The following is a 20,476-nucleotide window of genomic DNA, read 5'->3' as shown; positions in this document are numbered from 1 at the left end:
TCTTACAATATCTAAATTCCCCGGTAAAATATATTAATCCGATAAATATTTTCACTATTCTACTTTAATCGCCAATTCTTTCAATTGTGCGTCGGATATAACAGAGGGTGAATCAATCATCACATCACGCCCTGAATTATTCTTTGGAAACGCGATGAAGTCCCTGATAGAGTCCGCTCCGCCAAAGATGGAACACAGACGGTCGAATCCAAACGCAATCCCAGCGTGGGGAGGAGCGCCGAACTCAAATGCATTCATTAGAAATCCGAATTGCTCCTGAGCCTCTTCCTCGGTAAAGCCAAGAATTCCGAACATTTGCTTTTGAAGCTCTTTTTCAAAAATCCTTACAGAACCTCCGCCAACTTCAACGCCATTGATTACCATATCGTATGCATTGGCCCGAACCGCTCCTAAGTTCCCGTCCAGTAACGCAATATCCTCCGGCTTCGGACTGGTAAACGGATGGTGCATGGCAAACCAGCGATTTTCAGCTTCTCCATATTCCAAAAGCGGGAAATCCAGCACCCATAATGCTCTGTATTCATCCGGTTTTCTCAATCCCAGCCTCGTTCCCATTTCAAGGCGAAGCTCATTCAATTGCTTGCGCGCTTTGTCTGCTGCGCCTGAAAGGATCAAAATTAAATCTCCTGGCTTAGCATTAAACGCCTCAGCCCATTTCTTAATATCCTCTTCGGCGTAGAATTTGTCAACGGACGATTTCAGTGAACCATCGGTATTATAACGTACATAGATCAAGCCTTTGGCTCCGATTTGCGGACGTTTCAACCAGTCCGTCAGCTCGTCCATCTGCTTGCGGGTATATACGGCGCTATCCGGTGCGCAGATGCCCACCACCAACTCGGCATCGTCGAAAACACCGAAACCTTTGCCCGAAGTAAGATCCTGCGAAGCTCCTTTTAATTCAACAAACTGCATATCAAACCGGATATCCGGCTTGTCTGAGCCGTAAAGGCGCATTGCATCCGCATAAGTCATGCGCGGAACCTCCGGCAAGTCTAGTCCTTTTACTTTCGCAAACAGGTTACGGATAAGTCCTTCAAATGTATTGAGCACGTCTTCCTGCGTCACAAACGACATTTCACAGTCTATCTGCGTAAATTCAGGCTGACGGTCGGCACGTAAATCCTCGTCCCGGAAACATTTAACGATCTGATAGTAACGGTCGAAACCTGCTACCATGAGCAATTGCTTGAATGTTTGCGGAGATTGCGGCAGCGCGTAAAATTCACCCGGGTTCATGCGGCTCGGCACGACGAAATCACGCGCGCCTTCCGGTGTGGATTTTATTAATACGGGTGTTTCAACTTCTATAAAGTCCAGGTCGTCCAGATATGCACGTGTATGACGCGCAACCTGATGCCTTAATTGCAGATTTTTACGAACATTATTTCTTCTCAAATCCAGATATCTGTATTTCATCCGGATATCGTCGCCGCCATCCGTTTCATCCTCAATAAGGAAAGGGGGCAACTTGGCCGGATTCAGAATATTAAGCTCAGAAACACGGATTTCAATAGCGCCTGTGGCAATTTTATCGTTTTTAGAAAGCCTTTCAATTACCTGGCCTTTTGCTGAAATAACGAATTCGCGGCCCAATGAGCGCGCGATTTCAAGCACATCAGCCTGTGTTTTTCCCTCTTCAAAAAGAAGCTGAGTTAGTCCGTAGCGGTCACGCAAATCAAGCCAGATCATGCCGCCCTTATCACGGACACGCTGAACCCAGCCACACAATACAACTTCTTGATTTACATGTTCTAAGCTTAACTCTCCACAGGTATGGGTACGTAACATATAACTTTTTTAATACTGATATAGTGAAACTGCCTGATAATAAATGCCGCAAAAGTACGTATTTTTAGCAAATCTAACATGAAGTGTTTTTTATGAAATTATATAAAAGGCTGAGCAGACAAGCAGGAGTGGTTTTATCATCCATTATTTTTTGTGTGAACTGTTCCTGCGATACCGACCCCACTACAAACCCTACGACCGCCGCCGATTTCGATATGACGCCTCAGAAAGTGGCAATTACCCCCGGCATTATTGACGAAGCATCCGGCATTGTCCCGAGTTACAGCATGCCAGGAAATTTTTGGATCAACCAGGATTCAGGCCAGCCAAGCTCGTTGTATCTGTTAAGTGCAGACGGGAAAAATATAAAGGAAATGAAGGTTCCAGGTGCTGCTAACCGGGATTGGGAGGATGTGGAGATAGGCCCCGGTCCGAATGCAGGTGTTAATTATCTTTACATTGGTGATATTGGAAACAACAATGAGCCCAAAAGCCAGGTTGGTGTGATTTACAGGGTTCCGGAAGTGAGTGATGCAAATGCGAATTTTGACGAAACAAAATTGGAAAAGATCACATTCAGTTATCCGGACGGAACCAGAGATGCAGAGGCATTAATGCTGGACCCGACCACCAAGGACCTTTTTGTTATATCAAAAGAAGGGCAGAACACCGGAATTTATAAACTTGCCTTTCCGCAGTCTACAACGCAAACAATTGTTGCCGAAAAAGTAGGAACGGTGCCTGGCGTAGGATTAGCTACGGCTGGAAATATTTCCAAAGATGGCAGCGAAATCCTCATCAGAACTTATCTTGCTGTATATTATTGGAAAATAAAGGCAGGAGAATCTGTGGGGCAAACATTGACTCAATCCGCTACAAAGCAATTGCTGGTCGCGCTGGAACCGCAAGGAGAGGCCGTTTGTATGGATGCCGATGGAAAAGGATTTTATACGATCAGTGAAAAATCCAATGCTGCCAGCGTCACTTTGAATTTTTACAAAAGAAAATAAACCAAAGCCATGCTTAAAACTTTATTAAGCGTCGTTCTGATGCTCGTTATTACTGTTGCAAATGCGCAGAATGGGGATGAGAAATTCATCCGGGAAAACTACACCAAAGCCGAATATGACATCGCGGTTCGGGACGGCGTGAAATTGCACACGATCGTTTACAGCCCGAAAGACGCCTCGGCACAGAAGAAATATCCTTTCTTAATGCAGCGCACATGTTACAGCGTTGCGCCTTACGGGCCGGACAATTATCCGCCGAGAATTGGGCCGAGTCCGGCATTAATGCGTGATAAATTTATTTTCGTATACCAGGATGTGCGCGGCCGCTACATGAGCGAAGGCGAGTGGACCAACATGACGCCGCACATTGCACAGAAGAAAGGAAAGACAGATGTAGACGAAGCATCAGACACTTATGACACGATCGAATGGCTGCTCAAAAACATTCCAAATAACAACGGTAAGGTAGGCCAGTGGGGCATTTCCTATCCCGGATTTTACACCACAGCGAGCGCACTTTCCGAGCACCCTGCGTTAAAGGCATCATCGCCGCAAGCGCCCATCGCCGACTTCTTTTTTGACGATTTTCACCATAATGGTGCATTCACACAAGGCTATTACCTCACATTTCCGGTTTTTGGGATTAAACCGCCCAAGCCAACGACATCTTCCTGGTTTGCGGGAGATATGTTCGAAGCCAAGCCTGATGGTTACACATTCAACCTGAATATGGGCCCTCTCAAAAATTTTGATAAATATTATTCAAAAAATTTCTATTGGCAGGAAACAGTTAATCATCCTAACAAGGACGAGTTCTGGCAAAAAAGAGACATTCTGCCGCATTTGAAAAACATCAAGCATGCCTTCATGACGGTTGGCGGCTGGTTTGATGCAGAAGATCTTTATGGTCCTTTGAACACTTACAAAACGATTGAGAAAAACAATCCTTCTACTTATAATACGATTGTTGTCGGACCGTTCGGGCATGGAAGATGGAGCAGGGAAACCGGCCATACATTGCACAATGACATTTATTTCGGCGATAGCATTGCCACTTTTTATCAAAACAACATTGAGGCGAAATTTTTCAAACATTTCCTGAAAGAATCGGGCGATGGGAAAACGGGCTTGCCGGAGGCTTATATGTTCGATACAGGTAAAAAAGCCTGGCAAACATTCGACAAGTGGCCTGTCGCGGCTGTTGAAAAACGCAAACTATATTTCCACGAAAGTGGTAAGCTGGATTTCAAAGAGCCCGCACAAGCCAAATCGGTGAGTGAATATGTGAGCGATCCGGCCAAACCGGTTCCTTATACGGCCAATTACAAGCAAATGTCTGGCTTTACGCCATTTGAATATATGTCGGAAGACCAGCGTTTCGCTTCCACACGACCGGATGTGCTTGTTTTTCAAACAGATGTGCTGGAAAATGACATTACATTAGGAGGTGAGATTACAGCATTATTAAAGATCAGCACCACCGGAACCGACGCCGATTTTTTTGTAAAACTAATCGACGTGTATCCTGGCGACGAGAAAAATCACGCATATCTACCCAATCCAACAACCGTTCTGGCAGGTTACCAGCAAATGGTGCGAAGCGAAATCATGAGATCGAGATTCCGGAACAGTTTTGAAAAGCCGGAAGCACTGGTGGCCGGCAAAATGACGGACATTAAATTCCGCTTGCAGGATGTTTTGCATACATTCAAAAAGGGCCATCGCATTATGGTCCAGGTACAAAGCACAGCATTCCCGCTTTTCGACCGCAATCCGCAGAAATACGTGGAGAACATTTACAAGGCTGAGGCATTCGATTTTATCAGCGCAAAGCAGACTATTTATCATCAGGCCAGCGCAGCCAGTTCACTTGAAGTAGACGTTATCAAATAATGCGACATTTTTTTAATCTTAAAAACATTGCAATGAGTACGATTGCCGCTTCCATGCTGACCAATGGTTTGGCTCAAAAGCTAGATTATCCATCTACAAACCGCGTTGATCACATCGATGAATATCACGGAATCAAGGTTTCTGATCCTTATCGCTGGCTGGAAGATGACCGTTCAAAGGAAACCGGCGAGTGGGTTAAGGCACAGAATGATGTCACATTCAAGTATTTAGATAAAATCCCTTTCAAGAAGAAAATCTTTCTTGATCTGGAAAAGGCCTACAATTATCCCAAATATTCGGCTCCGAGGAAAAAGGGAGACTATTATTATTTTTATAAAAATGATGGTCTCCAAAATCAGGCAGTGCTGTATCGCCAGAAAGGAGAAAATGGAGCGCCTGAAACCGTAATCGATCCGAACAAACTCTCCGCGGACGGAACCACCAGACTTACTGTTTTCAGCCTTTCGAAAGAAGGGAACCATGCTGTTCTGGGCTTTTCGCAAGGCGGCTCCGACTGGCAGGAATATCAGGTGATGGACATGAAAACGCTCACAATGCTTGCCGATAAGGTAGAATGGGTGAAAATCTCCGGCGCGGCATGGCAAGGCGATGGCTTTTATTACAGTCGTTATCCAAAACCGGAAGGCAGCGCGCTGGCTGCGAAAAACGAAAATCACCAGGTTTATTTTCACAAAATCGGGACAAAACAAAGTGAGGACAAGCTCATATTCGAAGATCCGGCTAACCCGCAACGTTTCCACACCATCGGAACCACTGAGGATGAGCAATTTGCCGTGCTGAGCGTAAGCGATCGCGGAAAAGGAAAGGATGGAAATGGTTTGTGGATTTTGAAAAAGGGAGGTACGAAATTTACGCCTATCAAAGAAGAGATCACCGATTTTCAATATGGTGTGATTGAGAACATTGGCGACGACTTTCTAATTGAAACCAATGAAGACGCGCCAAATAGCAAGGTTATGCGCTATGTCGCGGCGTCCAAATCCTGGAAAACGGTTCTCCCCGAAAAGCCCGAGCCTCTGCTAGGCGCAGGACTTGCAGGTAACAAATTATTTGCGTCCTATTCCAAAGACGTCAGCAGCCGAGCTTATGTTTACAGCATCGACGGCGCATTGGAAAATGAGGTGAAGCTGCCCGGCTTGGGAACAGCCAGCGGATTTGGCGGTGAACGTGAGGACAGCTTTGTTTTTTACACCTATACATCATTCAATTACCCGCCTACCATCTTCAAATACGACATTGCCAGCAAGAAGAGCGCTGTTTTTCGTGAGCCCGAAGTGTCATTCAAGCCGGAAGATTATGAGACTGAACAGGTTTTCTATCCCAGCAAAGACGGCACCAAGATCCCCGCGTTCATTACTTACAAAAAAGGAATGAAACGCGACGGCTCCAATCCCACGATCCTGTACGGATATGGCGGTTTTAATATCAGCCTAACCCCGGCTTTCAGTCCTACGCGCATTCCTTTTCTGGACCAGGGCGGCATTTATGTGCAGGCCAATTTGCGCGGAGGCAGTGAATACGGCGAGAAATGGCATGAGCAGGGGATGAAGCTTAAAAAGCAGAATGTGTTCGACGATTTCATTGCTGCTGCGGAATTTTTGATCAAAGAGAAATATACGTCTGCTGCAAAATTGGCCATTCAGGGTGGTTCTAACGGCGGATTGCTGGTAGGAGCCGTCATGAACCAGCGGCCCGAGCTGTTCAAAGTTGCGTTTCCGGCAGTAGGAGTGATGGATATGCTCCGTTTCCACAAATTCACCATCGGCTGGAACTGGATCGCCGACTACGGCAGCAGCGATAACGCCGAGGAATTCAAAGTTCTTTACGCTTATTCTCCGTTGCACAACATTAAGGAAGGCGGCAAATATCCTGCAACCATGATCACCACTGCAGATCACGACGACCGCGTGGTGCCTGCACATTCATTCAAATACGCAGCGGAACTTCAAGCCAAAGCAGGCAAATCATCCGATAACCCATTACTGATCCGCATCGACACCAACTCCGGCCACGGCGCCAGCAACACAAAAAAAGCATTGGAAACGCAAGCGGATATTTACGCTTTTATGTTTGCGAATATGGGGTTGGTTTGGAAGTGATGCATTGGCGTGATTCAATGCGTCTATACTAACTCGCATATTAAGTAAGGTAAAAAGCTCTTAAAATGGTCTGAACTATGAAAGCATGGTTCGGACCATTCTTGTTTTCGGCTAACTTCTTAATCTCCCATTATTTCTCAATTTATTTCTACATGCAGGATACAACAGGACGGTGGGAATTGGTAAGTTTTCTAATCTTGTGACAGTTACAGAGTAGTATTCATGAAGTGATGCCCTTTCAGAAATTGGAATCACTTTCCTCAAAAATGATAATTAATCAACTAAGAATATATGAGCAGTTCTAATGTAAGCCAGTACAGGTATGTTAGCTATTTATGGGATGAAAGCAAAGCGGCCTCGCTTGGTGATGATCAGGTAGCACTTCTTTTGTACCGTTCCAATTTGTTGGGTGCAGACCTCCGTCTTACTAATTACGCGGGTGGTAACACAAGTTGTAAAACCATCGAAAAAGATCCGCTGACCGGTAACCCGGTTGAAGTAATGTGGATCAAAGGTTCTGGTGGCGACATTGGCACTTTAACAAGAAGCGGCCTGGCTGGACTTTATCAGGATCGCCTGCACAATCTGAAAAACATTTACCGCGGACTGGAATTTGAGGATGAAATGGTGGAGCTTTTCAACCATTGCATTTACGATCTTAAATCCAAAGCGCCTTCCATAGATACGCCTTTACACGGCTTATTGCCCTTTAAGCACATTGATCACCTGCACCCGGATGCATTAATCGCTATTGCTGCATCCAAAGAAGGAGAGGCTATTACCAGAGAACTGTTCAACGGGGAACTGGCTTGGGTGCCCTGGCAACGTCCCGGTTTTGATCTTGGATTAAAACTGGAACAGGCACTGGCAGAGAATCCGGGCATACGCGGAATCGTATTGGGCGGTCACGGCCTGTTTACCTGGGGTGATACGGCTTACGAATCTTATATCAATACGCTGGATACAATTGAAAAAGCATCGGAATATCTGAATGAGCATTATGGCAAAAGCCGTCCGGTTTTCGGAGGCCAGCGCCTGGAAAGTGAGCCTGAAACACGTCGCTCAGAAATAGCCGGCAAACTGGCCCCTTACCTGCGCGGATTAGCTTCCGAACAACAAGCCATGATCGGTCATTTTACAGATGACGCGCGCGTGCTTGAATTCATCGGCAGCCATGATCTTGATAAACTTGCACCATTAGGCACAAGCTGCCCGGACCACTTCCTTCGCACGAAAATACGTCCGTTGGTTCTGGATTTTCCATTTGAAAAACTCGGCGCAACAGACCAGGAAATCCTGGATCAGATCCGTCCTCAGTTTGAAGCTTACCGTGTTGATTACCAGGCATACTACGACCGTTGCAAGCATGATAACAGCCCTGCTGTCCGTGACCCTAATCCGGTCATTATCCTGTTACCGGGCGTGGGCATGTTCTCTTTTGCGAAGGACAAACAAACGGCTCGTGTTGCGGCTGAGTTCTATATCAATGCAATCAATGTAATGAAAGGTGCGGAAGCGATCTCTTCTTACGTCTCATTGCCTGAGCAAGAAGCATTTGACATTGAATACTGGCTTCTGGAAGAGGCTAAATTACAGCGTATGCCAAAGGAAAAGTCTGTATCACGCAAGATTGCGGTTGTTACTGGCGGTTCAGGCGGGATAGGAAAAGCTATTGCATTAAAATTGTTGCAAGAAGGCGCCTGCGTGGTGATTTCAGATATTGATGAAAAAGCATTGGCAGAAACCAAAGCGGAATTCGATGCGAAATTTGGCAAAGACTTTTCTGCAACTACCATAGCAAATGTGCTGGAAGTGGATCAGATCAAAGCTGCGCTTCATACCACGAAATTGAAATACGGCGGCGTGGATATTATTGTAAACTGTGCAGGTTTATCCATTTCAAAACCTCTGGCAGAAACGACCATTAAGGATTGGGATATTTTGCAGGATGTTTTGGTAAAAGGCCAATTCCTGGTTTCTCAGGAAGCGGTTGCTATCATGCGTCAGCAGGGATTGGGCGGTGATATCATTAACATTGCCAGCAAAAACGGAATCGTTTCGGGCCCTAACAATGTGGCTTATGGAACGGCAAAAGCGGCTCAGCAGCATATGTCGCGCCTTTTGGCAGCAGAATTGGGACCTGATAAAATCCGTGTGAACGTTGTGAATCCCGATGCTGTGATTGCAGGAAGCAAAATATGGGAAAGCGGCTGGGCAGCAGGACGTGCGAAAGCTTATGGCATCAGTGTAGCCGAATTGCCTGCCTATTACGCAAAAAGGACAGTACTGAATGCAGAAATCCACACAGAAGACATCGCTAACGGCGTTTATATCTTCGTAAGCGGCTTATTAAACAAAAGCACCGGAAACGTAATCAACGTGGACGGCGGTGTTCCCGCAGCATTCCTAAGATAGCAAAGGACAAACTATTTCCGCGACTTTAAAGTCGCGGAAATGTTTACAATAATCTTACATTTCAAGAATTTTAAATCAGACTTCCTGAGTTTTTACAACTTGGGAAGTCTTTTGAATTTTGACAAAAATGAAAATCGACCAATATCAGATAGACCAGCATAACGACAGCATATTGTCGCGCCATAACGGCCAGCTCAACTTCCTGAACGAGCAGCTGGGCGAGCAGGACATTAATTCAAACGAAATTATCAATGCTCTGAAAGCATTTCAAGTTGCCATTCCAAGCTGGGCGTTAGGCACGGGCGGGACGCGTTTTGGACGTTTTTCGGGCGGAGGAGAGCCGCGTTCGCTGGAAGAGAAAGTGGAGGATGTAGGTCTGTTACATGCATTGAATCGTTCGAGCGGATCCATTTCGCTGCATATTCCGTGGGATATCCCTCAGCAGGCAGAGTCCATTATCAGCCTTGCAAATTCACTCGATCTGAAATTTGATGCAGTTAATTCCAATACATTCCAGGATCAGAAAGATCAGGCGCATTCCTACAAGTTTGGGTCACTTTCTCATGTGGATCCGGCGGTTAGGAAACAGGCTGTTGAGCACAACATTGAAGTGATCAGATATGGCAAAGACCTCGGATCAAAATCGCTATCAATCTGGCTTTCAGACGGATCGTGTTTTCCTGGACAATCTAATTTTGTAAGAGCATTTCAAAATACGCTGGAATCTTTACAGGAAATTTACGCCGCATTGCCGGCGGATTGGAAAGTTTATGTGGAATATAAAGCCTATGAGCCGAACTTCTATTCGACCGTAATTCAGGATTGGGGCAGTTCCCTGCTATTCTGCCAAAAATTAGGGCCAAAAGCAGATGTCCTGGTTGACTTAGGACACCATTTGCCTAATGCGAACATTGAACAAATCGTAGCCACACTCATGATGGAGGGCCGTTTGGCAGGTTTCCATTTCAACGATTCTAAATATGGCGACGACGACTTGACGGTAGGCAGCATTCGTCCTTATATGTTGTTCCTGATTTTTGTAGAACTGGTAGAAGGCATGAAACGTGCCAACCGCGCAGCAGACACGTACGCCTGGATGATCGACGCAAGCCATAATGTAAAGGATCCGTTGGAAGATCTGCTGCAATCGGTTGAAGCCATTTTGATATCATACGCACAGGCATTGCTCGTGGACCGCAACAAACTGGAACAAGCCAGAATGCAAAACGACGTCGTCCTCGCTCAGCAAATATTGCAAAATGCTTTTAGGACAGACGTCCGTCCATTGGTTCGTGAATCCATGCGAATGAGCGGCGGATCGCTTGATCCGATTGGGTTGTTCCGGGATTTGAAAGTTAGGAATGAATTGATGAATGAGCGGGGGAGAGTGACTGTGGCGACTGGGTTGTGATAGCGTTTTGGTTAGCGGAGCCGTCGTGCTTGCACTTCGGCCGCCGGGCGGCCCGGTACGCTCAGTGTGATAGGGCTGGGCTTCACTTCGGGTTGGGGGGAGCGTTGGGGACGCACTTCGGCTCCGCTCAGTGTGACAGGGCATTGCAGTCCAAGTTGGACGTTGACAATAACAAGCAGTTAGCTGGCAAATACGCCCTGTCGACCTGAGCGGCCCGGGCCACCGGACGGTCGAAGGCACGTCCCCAACGCCCTGTCACACTGAGCGGAGCCGAAGTGCGTCCCCAATGCTCCCAACAAGCAAACACCTCAAAGCGACTTCCTCCGAATCAAGGTAAACGGGTTCTTTACAACTGCCCTTCTATTTTCCGTAATCAGCTCGGCAGCAGTCTTCCCCATCTGCTCATGATCGGTTGAAATGGTCGTAATCCCGTCCAGCAGAATTTCCTTCAACGGCGTTTCATTATAGGAAATAATGCCGATGTCCTTCCCAATCGTCAGCTGCTGTTCGCGGCATTTTTTGATCAGATTAACCAGGTCATTTTCTTCAATGACCACGTAGGCCGTATCTTTTACTGCCGTGCTGTTCTCATGAAAATCGTACATAATTTCGTGTTCGAACTCGTGTTGGATGCAGAAGATCCGGAAACCTTTGATGATTTCTTTGGGATAGCGAATGATGGTTGGAAAAATGAGGATCAGTTTTTTGTAAACTTTCAATAAGTCAACGGCCTCATTTAACGCATAAACGATATCTTTTTCGAAGTTTTGGAAGACAGAAGAATGCTTTTTACTGTTCAGTTCAATGTCTTTATCCAACAAAATCAGCTTCTCAGGCGGGATCATTTTTAAAGCTTCAATGGCCTCTTCCGCTTTTTCGTAGAAATGCGGCATGATCACATAGTAATCGTATTCACCCAGGCTGTTTTTTATCAGATTTTTGAAAATGTTGGCATTAGAGTGATGGATATGCAGGTCAACATTCACGTTGCGGCCGACATTCTCCACAAAAGCATTGTAAATCTGCTTCTTATAGTTGCTTATTTTGTTAAAAACCAGCAGAATACGCACCGATGTCTCAATGTCGACTCGGTTGATAAAATAACCTTTGCCCCGAACGGAAATGAGTACACCGTCTTTGATCAAATGTTTGTATGCCTTTTCAACAGTGTCCCGGGAAAGCAGATACTCTTCACTTAACTGATTGATCGAAGGAATTTTATCGCCACGTTTTAGTTTCCCCTTACTAATCGCCTGCAACAGCGACTTAATGATCTGCATGTATTTTGGCGCACTTTCCTTAAACTCGATATCAAACTGTATTTCCATTAAAACGGTATTTAAATGCAGGGTAACTATAAATTAAAAACAGCCGGGCAAGAAAACTACTTTCTTACCCGGCTGTTTTATTAGGCTTTTAAAATTTATCTTGGCCCTCTGCTGCTTCTATCCGAAGCACCGCCGCCGCCCCGTGAGCCTCTTTCGGAACTTCCCTGTGAAGAACGCGCATCAGGCGCGCTGCCTCTGGATTCATAAGAACCTCTTTCGGATGAACCACGGTCTGAGCGGCTTTCGCGTTGGACAGGCGCTTCATAGGAACCTCTGTTGGAACGGCTTTCGCGTTGGACAGGCGCTTCATAGGAACCTCTGTTGGAACGGCTTTCACGTTGAACAGGCGCTTCATAGGAACCGCTTTGCTGACGACTTTCGCGTTGAGCCGGAGCTTCATACGATCCTCTTTCCGAACGGCTTGGTCTTGTTGCAGGCACTTCGTAAGATTCTCTGTTTCCGCCGGGATTTACCGGCTCATTACCACGTTCCGACCGGCTGCTTCTTTCCGGGCCATTGTCAGGCACGTCACGGTTGGGAACTCGCTCCGCACGGGTTGGCGCTTCGTACTCGCGATTGCTGCGGCTGTTATTATCACTGCGGTTGGCCTCATATCCGGGGTTTCTGCCATTGCCTCTGCTGCTCCGGTCCGATGAACCTGCGTCGATGGTTGATCCGCGGCGATTCGCATCGTTATATCTGCTGCTGCGGTCGTTATAACCGCGGCTGTTGTCGTATCTGTCATTGCCACGGCTATTGCCCGCAACAACCACACGTCCCCTGTTCCGCATATCAATTTCACGAACGGAAACACTTCTTCTGGTTACACGCTCAATTTCATCACGTCTCGGGCCGTAAGCGTAGGTTCTGTTGTTATTATAATAGTAGTTGTTGATAATGGTCGTTCTGCCATAATAATGCGAAACGCGGTTGCGCGGAGCGCAGTACGAATGCCAGCGCGGGCTCGTAATGTAACGTTGCGGGACGAAAACCCACCAGAAAGAAGGCAGATTCACCGAAATGTTCACTTGCATACCAGGACCCAACGGTGCCCAGCCATAGTATCCGCCACCGGAACGCCAGTTAACCCATGCCGGGCCCCATTCATAACCCGGAATCCAGAACCAGCCATTATAATCATCAAAAGACCAGCGGCCGTAGTGAAATGGCGCCCAGCCCCAGTCGTATTCCGAAACCCAGGTATTGCCATATTCGGTCACTTCCCAGTATCCCGCAGTGGAGTAGGGCTGGAAGCCGGATGGTGCATCTGGTACCCAAACGGAGCCATATTGCGGCGTCCGGACCCATCGTCCGTAAGGAGATAGCTCCTCATAGAATGTTTGAAAAGAAATGTTAACTCCGGGCTGGGCCTGTGTCTTGCTAGATATGGAAACACCGCCGAGCAAAAGCAAGATCAGGCCCATTATCCGAAGTTTTCGCATGATTTTCATGGCTATATGGATTAGTTGTTTTTCTTTATTTAAATCGTAGGTAAGACACACTATTTTGGTTTTGGTTTAAACGCTGTAAAACGCCGCAATCGGTATAAACAATCCACGTTTCAACAGAGTAACATTCGGATTCCAGCTTTGTTGTTAAATAAGGAAATTAAGTAATTGATTATTAATGCTTTATTTGTCTATTATAAAAGATTTCAATTGCCGTTTGCTGACTGTAAGACAATTGTAAACTAATTTAGCCCTATCCGCCATCGTCAACATTAACAACACATTAACAATATTTTCAGTCAGCCAATGGTCAACCCTGAAATTTTACACAACGAACTGGTCTTTCAAACTGCGCGCAGCGGAGGAAAAGGAGGGCAGAATGTGAATAAAGTCGAAACAAAAGTGGAGCTGAGATTTGATATTAAAAATTCACAACAACTTACCGACGAGCAAAAACATACATTGATCGAAAAGCTCGCCAATAAGCTTACCAACGAGCAGGTTCTCATCCTGTATCATCAGACCGAGCGTTCGCAGCTGGCCAATAAGGATAAAATTATAGCCAAGTTTAACGATCTGATCAAAAAAGCATTCACCGTACAAAAAAGCCGACGTGCTACGCGGCCTACGCTTGCTTCGAAACTGGACAGGCTGCAAACGAAGCAGCGGAATTCCAGCATTAAATCATTACGTAAAAAGTCATTCGAAGAATAGATTCCCGGCGTCGCCAATTCCTCATTTTATCCAAATGAATGCCATCAATCCTGCTCAGCCTAAATTAAGTGCCGTTCTGACCATTCCCGTTATCGTTGCCTCGCTGGGTTACTTTGTGGATGTGTATGACCTGCTGTTGTTTAACATTGTCCGTGTGCCCAGCCTGAAAGATCTTGGGTTGTCGGAAGAGGAGATTTCCCGCATAGGCGCCAACATTTACAACTGGCAGCAGGCAGGCTTGCTCATTGGCGGCTTTATGTGGGGCATATTGGGCGATAAGCTGGGCCGGAGGTCAGTTTTATTTGGATCTATTTTTACTTATTCGCTGGCGAACATTGCATGTGGTTTTGCCAATAATGTTGAGTTGTACTCATTTTTGAGATTTATTGCAGGGTTAGGACTGGCCGGAGAGCTTGGCGCAGGCATTACGCTCATTGCCGAAATCTTACCAAAAGAGCTGCGTGGCTATGGCGCATCCGTAGTTGCCAGCGTAGGACTGGCCGGTGCTATCGCGGCATTTTTTGCAGTAAAACTGACGGATTGGCGCATCGCCTATTTCATAGGAGGAGGAATGGGGCTTATACTCCTGGGTTTACGGATTAATGTGCTGGAATCCGTTATTTTCAATAAAAGCATAGAAAACCGAGGAAGCAAGTCCGTTCCGTGGTGGACGATTTTTACGAGCTGGTCGCGGTTTGTGCGCTATATCCGCTGCATGGGAATCGGGCTGCCTACTTATATGGTCATTGGAATTTATTCCACTTTTGGAAACGAATTTGCGAAAGCGCTGGGCATTACCGCCGACGTACAAGCAGCATCGTGCGTGCTTTACACCTACATTGGCGTGGTAACCGGTGATTTTTTTAGTGGGATTTTAAGTCAATGGCTGCAATCCAGGAGAAAGGCAATTCTTCTAATGATGTCAATGACGCTAGCCGGGGTGGTGTGGCTGCTGTATGGCGGGATCGAATCGACTACAATGCTTTATGCTTGTTATGTATGGCTCGGATTCTCAATCGGCTACATTGCCATGTTCCTGACCACAACTGCAGAACAATTCGGGACCAACCTGCGGGCGACCGTAACAACCTCTGTTGCTAATAATGTAAGGGCAACGGTCCTGATTACATTGCCTGTTTTCCAGCTTTTAAAGCCGGGCTGGGGCGTTTTGAGTTCGGGTGCAATCGTTGGTGCCGTTTGCTTCGGGCTTGCGCTGCTTTCGCTCTGGCAAATGGAAGAAACTTACGGAAAGGAACTGGATTACGAAGAGGTCTGAAAGCGAACGTTTTTACTCTGCTTTTTGTGAAAATATCAGCTGATCTGGCCGCGGGTAGTCGATTAGTTTTGAAAAATCTACTTTCCAGAAGTCGAGGTCGAGGAGGTGATTTTGAGTGTCTTTCGTAAGTGTAATAACAACCGGTGTGCCGTCGCTGTCGACATACTCCGCCTGGATCAAATCGCCTTCATAAGCATCCACATTGCCACCCAAACTAATGCTGCCCATTTTTCCACCCTCATATTCGTCCACATCATTGTTGATAGGGAAATCCTTTGGGTCGAGGTTTAATGTTTGGAGCAGAAAATGTATGAGGTCAATTTCGTTTTGTCTGATGGGCCTGATGCTGCTCATGAATCCGCTTTTGATATGCTGTTTTTATTTCTCAACTGCTCGGCTTTTTTTCCTACAAACCAGAATGACAGCGCGAGAACGGCAAAGAAAATCCCTTTGTTGGTCCTGTCCCAGAAATATTCAAAATATCTTGTATAAATATTAACCAGGAAAAACACCAGTCCCAGGTCCCGCAATGTTTCCAATTTGTTCTGAAACGCGTAAACAAGCAATAGGGCAAGCATGATACTGAAACCCAGCGCCCAATACCAGAAATAACTCTGCTTAATCGCCGTCCAACCGCTCAGGTCATCGTAATTTCCAAAAATGGATAGTGTCCATGCAGCCAGCAGAAAAAGGAAAAGGCCAATGGAGTAAGTTGTTTCCTGAAAGAATGGCAGGAGTTTAAGCCTTTGGAAACCAATAGAAAATAACCAGATAGCCAGTCCGAAAACGGTCATCCGCAACGGATAATTCATTCCCAGAAACCGGTAACTGCCACCGGACCAAAAATGTGTCTGAGCGCCCCACCAGCCTGCCAGTGAAATGATCATCACCGTCCATAGCAATGTAGAACGGAGGAAAACCGCCACGCCACCGTAAACAACGGTTGCTATGAGCAGTGGAATGGCATAATTTCCGTCAAAATTGGTAAAACTGCGCGTCCAATAAGTGATTGCGACGCCAATGGTGAGGATGATGGTAATGTTGTAGGTTTCATTGCTTGCTTTTGAAGCGGGATATTTGGTTTGTCTTCTTTTGGCCAGATAAATAAATAAGGCCGCCAGTGCAGTAAAGCCAATCCCAAAAATGGTTTCCGAAAAGCCCCATTTGTTACGCAGTTGTTCCAGCCACTTTTCATCAAGCACCAAAGCACCAAATGCCAGCAATCCACACGAAACAGCCGAAATCAGCGCGTAAATAGCGATCGCATCCACATTGGCATTACGCAACTGATAACTGTTCCGCAATTCCTCCGCCAATTCCCCGGAAATCTTATTGCTCTCCTGCCAATGCTGAATAGCCTTACTAACCGCCTCCGCCTCCTTCTTATCTAATTCCATTAATGCGAACGTTGATGAACTGAAATTGTGCAATGGATTTTTGATAAAAAGTCCGGGCCAATTTCATAACCCGGACTTTCTTACTCTTATCTCCCGCTTTTCAATCCCGACAAAAACTCGACCATATCCCTGATTTCTCTTTTGGACATGATTGTGCCCATGGGGGGCATGCTGGATGGGACGTTGTCGCGTTTGGCGATCCTTGCGGTTGCGATTTTTAATGGTTCGGCTTCTGACGTTTTCAGGACCAGTTCGTGGTCGCTTTCCTGGGTCAGGATTCCCGCGGCGGATGTGCCGTCTTTCAATGTAAGCATAACCATTCCGAATCCGGGCGAAAGCCGTGCGCTTGGCTCGATCAGCGCTTGTAATATTTGATCTCTTGAAAGCACATTGCCAATGTTGGAAAGGTTAGGACCAACTTCGCCGCCCTGGCCGCCGATAGAATGGCACCGCACGCATTCCGCAGCCGAATTGGTCATAAAATATCTTCTGCCCAACTGCGCATTTCCACCAAAAAGCGCATCCTGGTAGTCAGCAACGGTCATTCCAGTCGTGCGCAGCGGAGCCAGTTTCGCGATCAGCGCTTCGGACTTGGTAGAGTCAACTGCCTCCGAAAGATCCAATGCAAGGCTCTGTGGCAATTTCTTGTCTGACATCTTACCGATCAGATCTTCAAAAATACCTTGTGTTTTAGCCACAGGGATCGTGCCCAAAACACGTAACATTTGCTGTTGTTCCTTTACACTTCCTTTTTCAAAAATGCTTTTCGAAATGTCGGTCAATGCTTCTTTTGACATATTTACGCTTCCTGCCATTCCCAATGCCGCTGTGCGCACATCCGCATCTGTATCGGTCATACCGAGCTTCATCGCCGTTTCCATATCCGAATATTTCAGTTCGTTCAGCGCGACAAGCATGGCGGTTCTTACTTTCGCGTCCTTATGCGTGCTCAGGATCTTTGCCAAAGCAGCATTGTTTTCAGACATTCCCAGGTTTGTTACCATTTGCGCAGCTGCGATCAATGTGCCTGCGTCGTTGTCATTCAGCAGGCCTGCAACAACCGGCTGAACTTTCGACTTCACAAGCGCTGGATCACGTTCCACAATCCCTCTGTAACGACCATCCACGCGATCCATAACGGATGGGCTGGCCCAGGTTCCCAATGCTGCCAAAGCCTCAGTGCGGACGTCTTTGTCTACATCTTTCCGTTGTGCAAAAGCAATGAGATTATCGAGCTGGTCATTTGTTCCAACGCGCAGGGAAGCATTTATCGCTCTTCTCAGTAATGGCTCGGAAGTGAATCTTTTCTGTTGCAAAAGCGCTGCTAATGCAGGCAGGGAAGCAGGAATAGACAAGTCGTCATTGATCGCACGAGCTGCCTCGGTTACAATGTATTCATCTTTATCCTGCAAAAACACGCTAACTTTTTCATTACGCAGTCGTCTTAAAACAAGCACGGCGGCAGTCCTGAGCGATTTTTCAGGGCTGGATGACAAGGCTACGATCGGTTCAACCTCACCAATCCGGGACAATGCAAGCACGGCGGCATGTCTTAAATAAACATCCTGATCATTATTGGTTTTTATCATTGCCAAAAGTGGCGCAACGGCTTGTTTGTCAGCAATGCGTCCGAGCGCCTGCGCTCCGAAGAACTGCATTCTTGGGTTCTTTGATGCAAGCATAGGGATAAGCATGGGGCCAGCTTCGGCGATTTTCGCGTCGCCGAGCACTTTCGCAGCTTGAACCGAAATTTCTTCATCCGAATCTTTCAGCAATGTCATCAGCACATTCGCATAGGCTTTGTCCTGACGCGCCAATTGGCCCATTCCCCAAATACCGTGAATTCTTTCCAGCTGATTGCCTGTTTGCGCAATGGCTTTGCTCAGAACGGCTGCACCTTTTGCGCCGTGCGTTGCCAGTTCAAACTGCGCTTTCTGGCGGATACGCATATCCTGGTTGCCCAATAAGGTCAACAGCATATCATCCGTTTGCTTGGTGTAGTCCAGTTGCATAAGGCGTTTTGTCACCGTGCGCAGCTCTTTCAGGTCATTTTTGTCATCAGAAACATCCAGTTTCCAAACCCTTCCGTAATTTTTTGTATCCCAACCATTGATCCAGTCAGCCACGTACAAAGCACCATCCGGCCCGAAGCGAATGCCCGTGGGCAGGATTCCGTTCAGAATATTTTTCTCTCCATCCAATACGAATGACGCACCTTTCGGCTTCAAGCCAAATGCCCAAATCGGTGAACGAGCAGGGTTACCCACGAACTCAACCAGGAAGAATTTATTTTTCCAAGCTGATCCCAATGCTGTCCCCGGGTTGTATTGCATACCCGTCGGACCGTTATGGAAATTTTGAATGGGCGGGATAATGTATGCCGCCTGGCCATCCCAACGCGGTTTATACAATTGTTCATCCATCCAAACTTTATAACTGTTGTTCTTAGGATCCGTATATTTTCCGTATTGCCAGTTCGACCTCCAACCTGCGTCAGAGCCTTCCACAACATGGACCAAACGCTCACTTTCGCCGGGATGGTCACCATCGTTATCCGAGCTGATCAGGTTTCCGTATTCGTCGAAGACAAATTCATGCGTGTTTCTCAAACCATGCGCAAAAACCTCAAAATCACTTCCATCAGGGTTGGAACGGGCAATGATTCCCGAGTTTGGATGCTCGTGTTTCACGCCTTCGGCTGTGGTAATGTTGGCGCCAATGTCTCCGATGTTCCAGTAAATTTTACCGTCCGGTCCTTCAATCGGGTTAGACATTCCGTGACCCCCAAAGCCAATGTGGACGCCATAACCGTGGCTAATGGAGGTTTTTTGGTCCAAAACGCCGTCACCGTTTGTATCTGTCAGTCTCCATAGATCCGGAGCAATTGCAACGAATGCATCCTTCGCGCGAATCAGGACACCACCGGCAACGTCGGAAACTTCCTCAAAGAAATCGTCCAGAATCCGCATGGAAACATCGGCAATGCCATCATTATCAGTGTCTTCTATGCGCCAAACTTCATCTTTTTCTACGGCTAGATCTTTCCAGTCATGGCTTCCGTCGCCATTCAGGTCTTTCAGCCAGCTGTTTTCCTTGCTTTTCTCAGGCGCAAAGGTGCTGCGAAGAAAAGCGCGGCGCTCTTCCACGGTCTGCAAGGCAATAGAAGCGGTCATCCAGTTCCGGTGACCCCGAATGTCAAACTCTGAATTTTTCTGACGGTTCGTTCTGTTCAAATAAACCCTTCCCTGATCGTCAACAGATATTGCAACCGGGTCCGGTGCAAGGGAATCTGATGCCCAAAGATCGAGTTTGAGGCCGTCAGCAAGCTTAACGACCGTTTTGTCACGGATTTCTTTGGCGCGTGCTTTACCTGTCGCTGCATCCTCTTTAATGATAACAGCTGTGCTGTTTGTCTTCGACGTAACACCCGTTTTGGAGCCAGTCGGCGACATTTTCATGCAAGAGACCACGACAACGCCCGTGGCAGCAAGAAGAAATAATGGTTTTCGTAAATGTTTCTTGGAAATCATTGAGGCAGTTCCTTATTCAGGATTTAGTTATAATCTTGTTTAGTCAGAATAAATGAAAATTAAAGAGGCGCTACACCAGTCATTATACTGTCAAAAACGCATTCAATACAATATTAAAACAA

13 protein-coding genes are annotated in these 20,476 nt (G+C 46.7%); 7 read left to right on the top strand and 6 right to left on the bottom strand.

Annotation, left to right across the window (positions count from 1 at the left end):
• Positions 1–54: 54 nt before the first annotated feature.
• Positions 55–1,812, bottom strand: a complete 1,758-nt coding sequence (aspS, locus tag NFI80_RS14125) for an aspartate--tRNA ligase (protein ID WP_235157452.1) — start codon at positions 1,810–1,812, stop codon at positions 55–57.
• Positions 1,813–1,904: 92 nt separating this feature from the next.
• Here aspS and NFI80_RS14120 point away from each other — a divergent pair, with 92 nt between their 5' ends.
• From NFI80_RS14120 to NFI80_RS14100, 5 genes are all read left to right on the top strand, one after another.
• Positions 1,905–2,822, top strand: coding sequence for a PE-PGRS family protein (locus NFI80_RS14120; protein WP_235162652.1), 918 nt, complete (start codon positions 1,905–1,907; stop codon positions 2,820–2,822).
• A gap of 9 nt (positions 2,823–2,831) precedes the next feature.
• A complete protein-coding gene (locus tag NFI80_RS14115; protein WP_235162653.1) occupies positions 2,832–4,715 on the top strand; it encodes a CocE/NonD family hydrolase in 1,884 nt (627 codons plus the stop codon).
• A gap of 32 nt (positions 4,716–4,747) precedes the next feature.
• Positions 4,748–6,835, top strand: a complete 2,088-nt coding sequence (locus NFI80_RS14110) for a prolyl oligopeptidase family serine peptidase (protein WP_235162654.1) — start codon at positions 4,748–4,750, stop codon at positions 6,833–6,835.
• A 291-nt stretch (positions 6,836–7,126) separates the two neighbouring features.
• Positions 7,127–9,250, top strand: a complete 2,124-nt coding sequence (locus NFI80_RS14105) for a bifunctional aldolase/short-chain dehydrogenase (protein WP_233795368.1) — start codon at positions 7,127–7,129, stop codon at positions 9,248–9,250.
• 127 nt (positions 9,251–9,377) lie between these two features.
• On the top strand, positions 9,378–10,661 hold the full coding sequence (locus NFI80_RS14100; RefSeq protein ID WP_235162655.1) for a sugar isomerase: 1,284 nt from the start codon (positions 9,378–9,380) through the stop codon (positions 10,659–10,661).
• A 308-nt stretch (positions 10,662–10,969) separates the two neighbouring features.
• Here NFI80_RS14100 and NFI80_RS14095 read toward each other — a convergent pair whose 3' ends face one another.
• Together NFI80_RS14095 and NFI80_RS14090 are read right to left on the bottom strand one after the other, a co-directional pair.
• Positions 10,970–11,989, bottom strand: coding sequence for a GntR family transcriptional regulator (locus tag NFI80_RS14095; RefSeq protein WP_233795370.1), 1,020 nt, complete (start codon positions 11,987–11,989; stop codon positions 10,970–10,972).
• A 95-nt stretch (positions 11,990–12,084) separates the two neighbouring features.
• Positions 12,085–13,440, bottom strand: a complete 1,356-nt coding sequence (locus tag NFI80_RS14090; protein ID WP_233795371.1) for a DUF6600 domain-containing protein — start codon at positions 13,438–13,440, stop codon at positions 12,085–12,087.
• A 303-nt stretch (positions 13,441–13,743) separates the two neighbouring features.
• On the opposite strand from NFI80_RS14090, the gene arfB reads away from it, so the two are divergent.
• Both arfB and NFI80_RS14080 read left to right on the top strand, forming a co-directional pair.
• Positions 13,744–14,151 carry an alternative ribosome rescue aminoacyl-tRNA hydrolase ArfB gene (gene arfB, locus NFI80_RS14085; RefSeq protein ID WP_235162656.1) on the top strand — a complete coding sequence of 136 codons (408 nt, stop codon included), beginning with the start codon at positions 13,744–13,746 and terminating at the stop codon, positions 14,149–14,151.
• Positions 14,152–14,185: 34 nt separating this feature from the next.
• Positions 14,186–15,427 carry an MFS transporter gene (locus NFI80_RS14080; protein ID WP_235162657.1) on the top strand — a complete coding sequence of 414 codons (1,242 nt, stop codon included), beginning with the start codon at positions 14,186–14,188 and terminating at the stop codon, positions 15,425–15,427.
• Between the two features lie 12 nt (positions 15,428–15,439).
• On the opposite strand, the gene NFI80_RS14075 is transcribed toward NFI80_RS14080, so the two are convergent.
• From NFI80_RS14075 to NFI80_RS14065, 3 genes are all read right to left on the bottom strand, one after another.
• Positions 15,440–15,781 (bottom strand): DUF6984 family protein, encoded by a 342-nt coding sequence (locus NFI80_RS14075; protein WP_235162658.1) that lies wholly within the window; start codon positions 15,779–15,781, stop codon positions 15,440–15,442.
• Entirely contained in the window at positions 15,778–16,824 is a 1,047-nt protein-coding gene (locus tag NFI80_RS14070; RefSeq protein WP_235162659.1) for a hypothetical protein, read from the bottom strand. The genes NFI80_RS14075 and NFI80_RS14070 overlap by 4 nt, the downstream gene beginning before the upstream one ends.
• An 86-nt stretch (positions 16,825–16,910) precedes the next feature.
• The gene (locus NFI80_RS14065) at positions 16,911–20,354 is read right to left on the bottom strand and encodes a DUF7133 domain-containing protein (protein ID WP_235162660.1); all 3,444 of its coding nucleotides are present in this window, start codon (positions 20,352–20,354) and stop codon (positions 16,911–16,913) included.
• Positions 20,355–20,476 lie beyond the last annotated feature (122 nt).

It is taken from the genome of Dyadobacter chenhuakuii (genome assembly GCF_023821985.2).
Taxonomy (GTDB): domain Bacteria; phylum Bacteroidota; class Bacteroidia; order Cytophagales; family Spirosomataceae; genus Dyadobacter; species Dyadobacter chenhuakuii.
Note: the sequence above shows the minus strand (reverse complement) of the source record. Positions and strands in the feature narration are given on the sequence as shown.